8 protein-coding genes are annotated in these 11,330 nt (G+C 65.9%); 6 read left to right on the forward strand and 2 right to left on the reverse strand.

Annotated elements, in window-relative coordinates; translation table 11 throughout:
* Window positions 1-58: 58 nt before the first annotated feature.
* Together VLK31_RS25375 and VLK31_RS25380 are read left to right on the forward strand one after the other, a co-directional pair.
* Window positions 59-523 carry a DUF2141 domain-containing protein gene (locus VLK31_RS25375; protein ID WP_409171235.1) on the forward strand — a complete coding sequence of 155 codons (465 nt, stop codon included), beginning with the start codon at window positions 59-61 and terminating at the stop codon, window positions 521-523.
* A gap of 12 nt (window positions 524-535) precedes the next feature.
* Window positions 536-2,047: a carotenoid oxygenase family protein gene (locus tag VLK31_RS25380; protein ID WP_409171236.1), complete on the forward strand. Its 1,512-nt coding sequence runs from the start codon at window positions 536-538 to the stop codon at window positions 2,045-2,047.
* A gap of 344 nt (window positions 2,048-2,391) precedes the next feature.
* On the opposite strand, the gene VLK31_RS25385 is transcribed toward VLK31_RS25380, so the two are convergent.
* The gene (locus VLK31_RS25385; RefSeq protein WP_409171237.1) at window positions 2,392-3,294 is read right to left on the reverse strand and encodes a LysR substrate-binding domain-containing protein; all 903 of its coding nucleotides are present in this window, start codon (window positions 3,292-3,294) and stop codon (window positions 2,392-2,394) included.
* Window positions 3,295-3,405: 111 nt separating this feature from the next.
* Here VLK31_RS25385 and gcl point away from each other — a divergent pair, with 111 nt between their 5' ends.
* From gcl to VLK31_RS25400, 3 genes are read left to right on the forward strand one after another with little or no spacing between them, the layout of a single operon-like run.
* Window positions 3,406-5,199, forward strand: a complete 1,794-nt coding sequence (gene gcl, locus VLK31_RS25390) for a glyoxylate carboligase (protein ID WP_409171238.1) — start codon at window positions 3,406-3,408, stop codon at window positions 5,197-5,199.
* A 20-nt stretch (window positions 5,200-5,219) separates the two neighbouring features.
* On the forward strand, window positions 5,220-6,005 hold the full coding sequence (gene hyi / locus VLK31_RS25395) for a hydroxypyruvate isomerase (protein WP_409171239.1): 786 nt from the start codon (window positions 5,220-5,222) through the stop codon (window positions 6,003-6,005).
* A 23-nt stretch (window positions 6,006-6,028) separates the two neighbouring features.
* Entirely contained in the window at window positions 6,029-6,937 is a 909-nt protein-coding gene (locus VLK31_RS25400; RefSeq protein WP_409171240.1) for a 2-hydroxy-3-oxopropionate reductase, read from the forward strand.
* 512 nt (window positions 6,938-7,449) lie between these two features.
* On the opposite strand, the gene VLK31_RS25405 is transcribed toward VLK31_RS25400, so the two are convergent.
* Window positions 7,450-8,802 carry an NAD(P)/FAD-dependent oxidoreductase gene (locus VLK31_RS25405; RefSeq protein ID WP_409171241.1) on the reverse strand — a complete coding sequence of 451 codons (1,353 nt, stop codon included), beginning with the start codon at window positions 8,800-8,802 and terminating at the stop codon, window positions 7,450-7,452.
* Window positions 8,803-9,010: 208 nt separating this feature from the next.
* Between VLK31_RS25405 and VLK31_RS25410 the strand changes: the two genes are divergently transcribed.
* Window positions 9,011-11,311, forward strand: a complete 2,301-nt coding sequence (locus VLK31_RS25410) for an NADP-dependent malic enzyme (RefSeq protein WP_409171242.1) — start codon at window positions 9,011-9,013, stop codon at window positions 11,309-11,311.
* Window positions 11,312-11,330 lie beyond the last annotated feature (19 nt).

The raw sequence follows: 11,330 nt of genomic DNA on the forward strand, positions 1-11,330 counted from the left end.
TGGGCACCTCGGGTGGCCTGCGAGATCGTCGGGCCTCCAACTTCGAACCAGGCCCGCCATGCAACTCCCCGCCTTCTTGTCTTCATCGGTCGTGCGCGCCATGTGCGCAATGGGCGCGGTATCCGCGCTGTGCATCACCACACTCCTCGCGCCCACCGCTGCCCTTGCCGCCGACCTGAGCCTGAGCGTTGCCGACGGCCCCGCGGCGCAGGCCACGCTCTACGTGGCGCTGTACAGCGACGCCGCCGGCTATGCGGCCAGCAATGCCCTGGCCTCGCAGACCACGCCCATGCAGGAGGGCAAGGCCCGGCTGGTGTTCGCGGGGCTGCCACCGGGGCGCTACGCGCTGCGGGCGTTCGCCGACGAGAACGGCAACGGCAAGCTCGACACCAACCTCATGGGCATGCCGACCGAGCGCTACGGCTTCTCGAACGACGCCAAGGGCAACCGCGCCCCGCCGGACTTCGAGGCCGCCGCGTTCAGCGTCGATGCCGATCTGCAGACCGTCATTCATCTGCACTGAGGAGTGCCCGCCATGCAACGACGCGAACTCCTGCGCCTGCTGGCCAGCGCCGGCGCCCTGCCCCTGCTGCCCACCTTGGCCCCGCTGGCGCGCGCGGCCGGCACCAACGACGACTGGCAAGCCCAGTTCGACGCTGCCAGCGCGCCGTGGAAAAGCGGTTTCGCCACGCCCGCGGGCGACCTGCCGCTGACCCGCGCCACGGTGCGCGGGCGCTTTCCCGACGCCGTGGCCGGCACGCTGTTTCGCATCGGTCCGGCCGGCCATGCGCTGGGCGGGGACCGCTACCACCACTGGTTCGACGGCGACGGCATGGTGCATCGCTTTGTGATCGACTGCGCCGACGTGCGCCACCAGGGCCGCTACGTCGCCACCCCCAAGCGCGTGGCCGAAACGCGCGCGGGCCGCCACCTGTTCGAGGCCTTCGGCACCGTGCCGCTGGGCGTGGAGCCGCCTACATCGGCCGACAGCATCAACGTGGCCAACACCAGCGTGCTGCCGCTTCAGGGCGAGGTGCTGGCGCTGTGGGAAGGCGGCTCGGCCACCCGCATCGATGCGCGCACGCTGGACACGCTGGGCGTGAAGACCTGGCGCGCCGACCTCGCCGGCATGCCCTTCTCTGCCCACCCCAAGGTGGACCCGAACGGCACGGTATGGAACTTTGGCGTCAGCTCCAGCCAGGGGCTGCTGGCGCTGTACGAGATAGCGCTGGAAGGCACGCTGCGCCGCGCGGCGGTGGTGCCGGTGGCCGACATGCCGATGGTTCACGACTTCGCAGTGACCGAGCGCCACCTGGTCTTCTTGATGCCGCCGTTGGTCTACGACACCAGGCGCAAGGAAGCCGGTGCGAGCTTTCTGGACGCCCATGTCTGGCGGCCCGAGTTGGGCATGCGAGCGTTGGTGATCGACAAGCAGAACTGGGACAAACGTCAAATGCTGACGCTGCCTGCGGGCTTTCTGTTCCACGTAGGCAACGCCTGGGAAGAAGACACGCCGAGCGGCACGTCGATTCACATCGACTACGTTCGTTCGGACAACGCCGACGCGGTTTTCACCACCAACCGGGAGGTGATGCGTGCGCGCCGTGTGCGAAGCGGCGCCGACCCGCACCTGAGTGTCGCCACGCTGAATCTGGGCACGGGCGAGGCCACACAGTCGGTGCTGGCGCACGAGGCGGAGTTTCCGCGCATCGACGCGCGACGTGTCGGTCTGCGTCACCGTCATGTGGTGCATGCCACGCAGATCCGTGATGCGTTGCCGGGCTTCGGTGCGGTCGCGCGCACCGATGTAGAAACCGGTCGAAGTCAACGTTTCATCTACGGCGCGCAGGCGATGGTGGAAGAGCATGTCTTCGTGCCCGACGGCTCCAACCCCGGTTGGGTTCTGGGCACGGTGCTGGATTTCGGTCGACAGAAGACGGTGCTGTCGTGCTTTGCGGCAGACCACCTGGGGGCGGGGCCGGTGGCGCAGGCCACGCTGCCTTATGCGCTGCCGTTGGGCTTGCACGGGGCGTTCGTTGCGTCCTGAATTGGCTCTTGTTAGGCGCGCTTGTTCAGGGCTCTCGTTCAGGGCGACGCTCACGCCGACGGGGTACCTTGCTCCGCGAATGTCCCCCGGCCTTCGGCCTCCTCCTTTATTTCGCTGCGCAAGGCACCCCATCGACGTGAGCGTTGTTAAGAGCGGTCGTTGATCGTGCGATCACCTGCAGCGTGCCCTGGTGCACAGGGCGTCGGGTGCTCCCCGCAGCGAAATAAAGGAGGAGGGCGAAGCCCGGGGGACATTCGCGGAGGGGAGCACCCGGCGGCCTGTGCACACGCCCTGAACGAGTGCCCTGAACAAGAGCCCTGAACAACGGCGCCAAAAAAACAGCCCTAAGCCGCCCACCATCCTTCATCAAACCGCCCCTGCAGAAACGCGACGAACGAAGACACCTTCCCCGGCACCAACTTGGGCGAAGGAAACACAGCGTGAATCTCCTGCTCCGGCAACGCATGGTCACCAAGCACCTCGCGCAACCTTCCTGCGGCCAACGACTCGCTCGCCACATAGCGCGGCATCAACGCAATACCCAGCCCGTCACGCGCCGCCGCCAACACCCCCGAGAGATTGTTGGAACGAAAACGCCCAGACACCGGAACCGTCACCGGCTCACCCTTGGGCGTGTGCATGCGCCAGAACTCATCGCCCACCACGCTGCTGTAGATCAACGCCACATGCGCGCTCAAGTCCTGCGCCCGCTTGGGCGTGCCCTGCTTCTTCAGGTACGCGGGCGAGGCCACCATGACCCATGGGTTCACACCCAGATAACGCGCGCCCAATGACGAATCGGCCAGCTTGCCCATGCGGATGGCCACGTCGATGCCTTGGGCGATCAGGTCGACATAACGGTCCTCGAAACTCAGGTCCAGTTGAACCTGCGGATGCCTGCGCATGTACTCCAACGCCAACGGCACCACAGCACGACGCCCAAAAGCCACCGACGTGCCCACGCGCAACAAGCCCTGCGCCTGGTTCTGCCGCAACTGCACGATGCTCTCGGCCTCCTTCGCGTCGCGCACGATCGTCTTGCACTTCTCGTAGTACAGCGCGCCCGGCTCCGTGAGGCTCACGCCGCGCGTGTTGCGGTTGAGCAGGCGCACCTTCAGCCGCGCCTCCGTGGCCGCGACCTGCTTGGTCACGGTGGGTTGCGTGGTGTTGAACTCGCGCGCCGCCTTCGAGAAGCTGCCGGTCTCGACCACGCGCACGAACATTTCCATTGCCAAGAGTCTGTCCATGGCCCGCATGGTAGTCACTTATTCCACCCTGGAATAGGTTTTATGGCGCCCAGCCGTCTTCTTCGAACGTGCCCCGCTTCCTACAGTGGGGCCACCTCAAGGAGACATTCAATGGCAAAGATGACAGCGATCCAGGCCGCCGTGCTGGTGATGGAAAAAGAAGGCGTGACGCAGGCCTTCGGCGTGCCGGGCGCGGCTATCAACCCGCTGTATTCGGCGCTGCGCCAGCGCGGCAGCATCGCGCACATCCTCGCGCGCCACGTGGAGGGCGCCTCGCACATGGCCGAGGGCTACACCCGCGCCGTGGCCGGCAACATCGGCGTGTGCATCGGCACCTCGGGCCCGGCGGGCACCGACATGATCACCGGGCTGTACTCGGCCTGGGCCGACTCCATTCCCATCCTTTGCATCACCGGCCAGGCGCCGCGCGCGCGGCTCTACAAGGAAGACTTTCAGGCGGTGGACATCGAGTCGATCTCCAAGCCCGTCACCAAATGGTCGGTCACGGTGCGCGAGCCGGGCCAGGTGCCTCAGGTGTTCCAGCAGGCCTTTCACCTGATGCGCTCGGGCCGCCCGGGCCCGGTGCTCATCGACCTGCCGTTCGACGTGCAGATGGCGCAGATCGAGTTCGACATCGACAGCTACGAACCCCTCACGCCCTACAAGCCGGCCGCCACGCGCGCCCAGATCGAAAAGGCCATCGGCATGCTGAACGCGGCCGAGCGACCGCTCATCGTGGCGGGCGGCGGCGTCATCAACGCCGACGCGGCCGACCTGCTGGTGCGCTTTGCCGAAGCCACCGGCGTGCCGGTCATTCCCACGCTGATGGCCTGGGGCGCGATTCCCGATGACCACCCCTTGATGGCCGGCATGTGCGGCCTGCAGACCAGCCACCGCTACGGCAACGCAACCATGCTGGCCAGCGACTTCGTGCTGGGCATCGGCAACCGCTGGGCCAACCGCCACACCGGCTCGGTCGAGGTCTACACCAAGGGCCGCACCTTCGTGCACGTGGACATCGAGCCCACGCAGATCGGGCGCGTGTTCACGCCCGACTTCGGCATCGTGTCGGACGCCAAGGCCGCGCTCCAGCTCTTCGTTGAAGTGGCCGAGGAAATGAAGGCCGCGGGCACGCTGCCCAGCCGCGCGCAGTGGGCCGGCGAATGCCGCGACCGCAAGAAGACCCTGCTGCGCAAGACCCACTTCGCCGACGTGCCGATGAAGCCGCAGCGCGTGTACCAGTGCATGAACAACCACCTGGACCGCGACACCTGCTACGTGAGCACCATCGGCCTGTCGCAGATTGCGGCGGCGCAGTTTCTGCACGTGTACAACCCGCGCCACTGGATCAACTGCGGCCAGGCCGGCCCGCTGGGCTGGACCATTCCCGCCGCGCTGGGCGTGCGCGCGGCCGACCCCACGCGCAAGATCGTCGCGCTCTCAGGCGACTACGACTTCCAGTTCATGATCGAAGAGCTGGCCGTGGGTGCGCAGTTCAAGCTGCCGTACCTGCACATCGTGGTCAACAACTCCTACCTGGGGCTGATCCGCCAGGCGCAGCGCGGCTTCGAGATGGACTACTGCGTGCAGCTCGCGTTCGACAACATCAACGCGGCGCCCGACAGCGGCATCGAGCGCAGCTACGGCGTGGACCACATGAAGGTGGTCGAGGGCCTGGGCTGCAAGGCGATTCGCGTGCATACGCAGGAAGAAATGGCGCCCGCCATTGCACGCGCCGAAGCGCTGATGGCCGAGTTCAGCGTGCCGGTGGTGATCGAGGTGATGCTGGAGCGCGTGACCAACATCGCGATGGGCACCGAGATCGACGCCATCAACGAATTCGAGCCGCTGGCCGAAAGCATGGCCGACGCACCCACGGCCCTTGCCGTGGCCATGCTCGATTGAGCCCCCGCAGAAAGAAACCCATGCCCAAGTTCGCAGCCAACCTCACGATGCTCTTCACCGAGCTGCCCTTCATGCAACGCTTCGAAGCCGCTGCCAAGGCCGGCTTCAAGGGGGTGGAGTACCTCTTCCCCTACGCCTTCGACAAGAAGGAGCTGGCCGCCGCCCTGCGCGCCAACGGCCTGCAGCAGGTGCTGCACAACCTGCCGGCCGGCGACTGGGACAAGGGCGAGCGCGGCATCGCCTGCCACCCTGACCGCACAGGCGAGTTCGCCGAAGGCATCGGCGTGGCGATCGACTACGCCATGGCCCTGGGCTGCCCGCAGGTCAACTGCCTGGTCGGCAAGGTGCCCGAAGGCGCGGATGCGCAGTCGGTGAAACGCACCGTTACCGGCAACCTGCGGCTGGCCGCGCGCGAGCTGGAGGCGGCGGGCCTGCGCCTGCTGATAGAGCCCATCAACACCTTCGACATTCCGGGCTTCTTTCTCACGCGCACCGACCAGGCGCTGGCGCTCATCGAAGAGGTGGGCTCGCCCAACCTGCGCGTGCAGTACGACATCTACCACGCACAGCGCATGGAGGGCGAGCTGGGCAACACGCTCAGCAAACACATGGCGCGCATCGGCCACATCCAGCTGGCCGACAACCCGGGGCGCGGCGAGCCGGGCACGGGCGAGATCAATTACCCGTGGCTGTTGCAGCACATCGATGCGCTGGGCTACGACGGCTGGATCGGCTGCGAATACAAGCCCCGCGCCGGCACCGTCGAAGGCCTGGGCTGGCGCGAAGCGCTCACGCAACAACAATGAACGTTGAAGAAGGAAACAGAGACATGGCAACCCAACAAAAAATCGGATTCATCGGCCTCGGCATCATGGGTGCGCCCATGGCGGAACACTTGCTGAATGCGGGCCACTCGCTCTTCGTGAACACGCACGGCAACACGCCGGAGCCTTTCGTGTCGAGGGCCACCATCTGTGCTTCGGCGGCGGAGGTGGCGCGCCAGGCAGACATCATCTTCATCATGGTGCCCGACACGCCGGACGTGGAGAAGGTGCTGTTCGGCGAGCCGGGCAAAGAGGGCGTGGCGGTGGGCCTGAAGGACGCGCGCGGCAAGATCGTGGTCGACTGCAGTTCCATCGACCCGATAGCCACCAAAGACTTTGCGCGCCGCATCGCCGCCACGGGCACGGGCTATATCGACGCGCCGGTTTCGGGTGGTGAGGTGGGTGCCAAGGCGGCGAGCCTGACGATCATGTGCGGTGGTGACGAGGGCACGTTCGAGCGTGTGAAGCCGTTGCTGGACACGATGGGCAAGAACGTGACGTTGGTCGGTGGCGTGGGTGACGGCCAGGTTTGCAAGGTGGCCAATCAGATCATCGTGGCGTTGAACATTGCGGCGGTGAGCGAGGCGTTGGTGTTCGCGTCGAAGGCGGGTGCGGATCCGGCGCGGGTACGGCAGGCGTTGATGGGAGGCTTTGCGAGTTCGCGCATTCTGGAGGTGCACGGCGAGCGCATGATCAAGCGCACTTTTGCGCCGGGCTTTCGCATATCGCTGCACCAGAAGGACCTGAACCTGGCGTTGCAGAGTGCGCGCACGCTCGGTGTGTCTCTGCCGCAGACGGCCAATGCGGCACAGCTGATGAACGCCTGTGCAGCGATGGGCTATGGGCAGTTGGACCACTCGGCGTTGGTGAAAGCGCTTGAGGCTCTGGCACAGCACACTGTCTCGCCGGACTGAGTTGCGTACTTCGCGGCTTGGTGCGGGATCTTGTTCAGGGCGCGTGCACAGGCCGCCGGGTACTCCCCTCCGCGAATGTCCCCCGGGGCTGCGCCCCTCCTCCTTTATTTCGCTGCGGGGAGCACCCGACGCCCTGTGCACCTGGGCACGCTCTGAGTGATCGCGCGATCAACGACAGCTCGGAAAAACGCTCACGTCGATGGGGTGCCTTGCGCAGCGAAATAAAGGGGGAGGCCGCAGGCCGGAGGACATTCGCGGAGCAAGGTACCCCGTCGGCGTGAGCGTCGCCCTGAACGAACCCTTTCGCTGCGGGGAGCACCCAACGCCCTGTGCTCCTGGGCACGCTCTGCGGTGATCGCACGATCAACCGCCGCTCTGAAAACGCTCACGAGGGTGGGGTGCCTTGCGCAGCGAAATAAAGGAGGAGGCCGAAGGCCGGGGGACATTCGCGGAGCAAGGTACCCCGCCCTCGTGAGCGTCGCCCTGAACAGCAGCAGCGACAAAAAACCGAATCAGCCCTTCACCGCTTCCAACGATTCCTTGAGGTTCCGACGCCGCCAGGCCCACGTCTTCACAGCCTGCGGAAGAATGCCCAGGCACGACACGTAATACGTCAGCTTGAAGCCCCAGAACCGCGGCGCAATAGGTGTGTCACGGAACAAGTCACCGGCCAATATGGACAGCAACGCCTCCTGCATGCGCCAGACATTGCGCGGCGCCATGAACAAACGGCGAATGGCCGGCGACGTGATTCGGTAGATGAACCACGAGAACATTTTTGGCCCATGCTTCATCACCTTCTCATAGTGACGGAACGCCTTCTCGGCCTCCTTCGCCTCACCCTTGAGCCAATGGTCAGCAGCGGTAGCCGCCTCGAAGCCACTGTTCATCGCCAGGTACACGCCCGACGAAAACATCGGGTCCACGAATGCGTAGGCATCACCCACCATCATGAAACGATCGCCCCGGCAGAACTTGGAGTCGTAGGCGTAGTTGCCGGTGGTGGTCGCACCCTCCATCAACGTGGCGTTCTTCAAGCGAGCCGCCAGCTTGGGCGCCAACGCAATGGTGTCCATCAGAAACGCTTCGAGCGACGCGCCCTGGCGCCGCTTGAAATAGGCAGGCGAAGCCACCGCGCCCACGCTCACCGTGCCGTCTTTCAACGGGATGTACCAGAACCAGCCATGGTCGAACCAGAACAACGAAATGTTGCCCTCGAAACGGCCCGGGTTGCGCTGCGCATTCTCGAAGTGGCCGTACAACGCCGCGCTCGCATGCTTGCGGTTGCGCTGCTTCACGTCGAACTGGTTCGACAGCAACGTGTCCCTGCCGCTGGCGTCGATCACGAAGCGCGGGCGCCACGTGGTCTCGGTGCCGTCGTCGGCCTTCACCTTCACCGCCGGCCGGTTGTCCGGCGTGCCCTTGCCGGCGTCCATGTCCACGCCCGTCACGCGCTGCCCCTCGAAGGTGCGCGCGCCGCGCTTGCCGGCATGGCGAAACAGCAGCTCGTCCAACTCCGAGCGGCGCACATGCACCGCATAGGGAAAACTCTTGTCCATCGCCTGACCAAAGTCGAAGTGGCTGATGTGGTCGTGCCAGGGCGACACAAACTCCGCGCCATGCTTCCTGATGCCGATGGCCTCGACCTCGGTGCGCACGCCCAGCCGGTCGAACAGCGGCATGTTCATGGGCAGCAGCGACTCGCCGATGTGAAACCGCGGATGCTGCGCCTTCTCGATCAGCACCACCGCATGCCCCTTGTCCGCCAGCAACGCAGCCACGGTGGAGCCCGCGGGGCCACCGCCGATGACCACGACGTCAGGCTCGGTGGTCGTGGGGGCGGTGGTGAAAGGTCCGGGGGTCATGCGCTGGCGCTCCGTTGTTGTTATAGGGTCGGGTTGACCTGGGCTTGTTAACCTTGTTTGACTATGGTTAACAGCCGCGCAGTTTAGCGAACCGACCATGCCGCCCCCCGCAAAGCGATGGGTTCAGGCGTTTTCGGCATTGCCCCCCGCAGCAACACGCCGCGCTTTTGCGGTAGCCTCATTGCCCGTCCGAACAAAGGAGACTTTCATGGCTGCACCCCTTTCCCCCGCAGAAGAAGCACTTCGCGAGGCAGCGCGCGAATACCACCGCTCGCCCGTCAAGGGCAAGATTTCGATCACCCCGACCAAGCCCCTGCTCAACCAGCGCGACCTGTCGCTGGCCTATTCGCCGGGCGTGGCCTACCCCTGTCTCGACATTCAGGCCGACCCGTCTCTGGCCAACGAGTACACGGCGCGCGGCAACCTGGTGGGTGTCATCACCAACGGCACGGCCGTGCTGGGCCTGGGCAACATCGGCCCGCTGGCCGCCAAGCCGGTGATGGAAGGCAAGGGGTGCCTGTTCAAGAAGTTCGCCGGCATCGACGTGTTCGACATCGAGCTGGCCGAGAACGACCCCGACAAGCTGGTCGAGATCATCGCGGCGCTGGAGCCCACGCTGGGCGGCATCAACCTGGAAGACATCAAGGCGCCCGAGTGCTTCTACATCGAGAAGAAACTGCGCGAGCGCATGAACATTCCGGTGTTCCATGACGACCAGCACGGCACGGCCATCATCTCGGCCGCCGCGCTCATCAACGGGCTGGAGCTGGTGGGCAAGAAGATCGGCGACGTGAAGGTTGCCGTGTCGGGCGCCGGCGCCGCCGCCATCGCCTGCCTGGACGTGATGGTGGGCCTGGGCGTGAAGCCCGCCAACATCTACGCCTGCGACTCCAAGGGGCTGATCTACACGGGCCGCGCGGGCGGCTTCGACGAATCGAAGTCGCGCTACGCGCAGCAAGACACGGGTGCGCGCACCCTGGCCGACGTGGTGAAAGACGCCGACGTGTTCCTCGGCTGCTCGGCGCCGGGCGTGATGTCGGCCGAAATGGTCAAGACCATGGGCACGCAGCCCATCATCCTGGCGCTGGCCAACCCAGAGCCCGAGATCCGCCCCGAGCTGGCCAAGGCCGTGCGGCCCGACTGCATCATTGCCACGGGCCGTTCGGACTACCCGAACCAGGTCAACAACGTGCTGTGCTTTCCGTACATCTTCCGTGGCGCGCTCGACTGCGGCGCCACCAAGATCACGGAAGAAATGAAGCTGGCCTGCGTGCGCGAAATTGCCGAGCTCACCAAGGCCGACATCAGCGAAGAAGTGGCCACCGCTTATGCGGGCCAGGAGCTGGCCTTCGGCCCCGACTACCTGATTCCCAAGCCCTTCGACTCGCGCCTGATCCTGCGCATTGCGCCGGCCGTTGCAGCCGCCGCGGCTGCCTCCGGCGTGGCGACCCGCCCCATCGAGGACATGGAGGCCTACCGCCAGCACCTGACGCGCTTCGTCTACCAGACCGGCATGTTCATGCGCCCGGTGTTCAGCGCCGCCAAGATTGCCACCGCCAAGCGCGTGGCCTATGCGGAAGGCGAAGACGAGCGCGTGCTGCGCGCTGCGCAGTGGGCCGTGGACGAAGGCCTGGCCCACCCCATTCTGGTGGGCCGCCCCGCCGTGATCGAGGCGCGCATCCTGAAGGCCGGCCTGCACATTCGCGCGGGCACCGACTTCGAGATCGTCAACCCCGAGGACGATCCGCGCTTTCGCACCTACTGGGAGAGCTACCACAAGCTCATGGGCCGCCGCGGCGTGACGCCGGAGGCCGCAAAGACCCTGGTGCGCCGCTCCAACACCACCATTGCCGCGCTGATGCTGCACCTGGGCGATGCCGACGCCATGATCTGCGGGCTGGTCGGGCGCTTCGACGTGCACCTGGAGCACATCCGCAACCTCATCGGCCTGAAGCGCGGCGCACCGGGCTTTGCCACGCTGAACGCGCTCACGCTGGACAAGCGCACCGTGTTCATCACCGACACCAACGTGAACGAAGACCCGAGCGCCGAGCTGCTGGCCAGCATCGCGGTGATGGCTGCGGAAGAGGTGCGCCGCTTCGGCCTGCCGCCCAAGGTGGCGTTTTTGTCGCACTCGAACTACGGCACCTCCAGCCGCGGCTCGGCGCGCAAGATGCGCCTGGCGCGCGACCTGTTCGCGCAAATGGCACCCGACATCGAATGCGACGGCGAGATGCATGGCGACGCGGCGCTGTCAGAAGAAGTGCGCCGCACCGCCCTGCCCGAGACCACGCTCAGCGGCGAGGCCAACCTGCTGGTGTGCCCGAACCTCGACTCCGCGCACATTCTGTACAACGTGCTGAAGATGACCGGCGCCAACGGCATCACGGTGGGCCCGGTGCTGCTGGGCGCGGCCGGCTCGGCGCATGTGCTCACGCCGTCGTCGACGGTGCGACGCATCATCAACATGACGGCGCTGGCCGTGGCGAAGGTGACGGTCGACAAGTAAGCCGACGAGCAAGCCGACC

This window comes from Variovorax sp. H27-G14 (assembly GCF_046156345.1).
In the GTDB taxonomy this organism is placed as follows: domain Bacteria; phylum Pseudomonadota; class Gammaproteobacteria; order Burkholderiales; family Burkholderiaceae_C; genus Variovorax.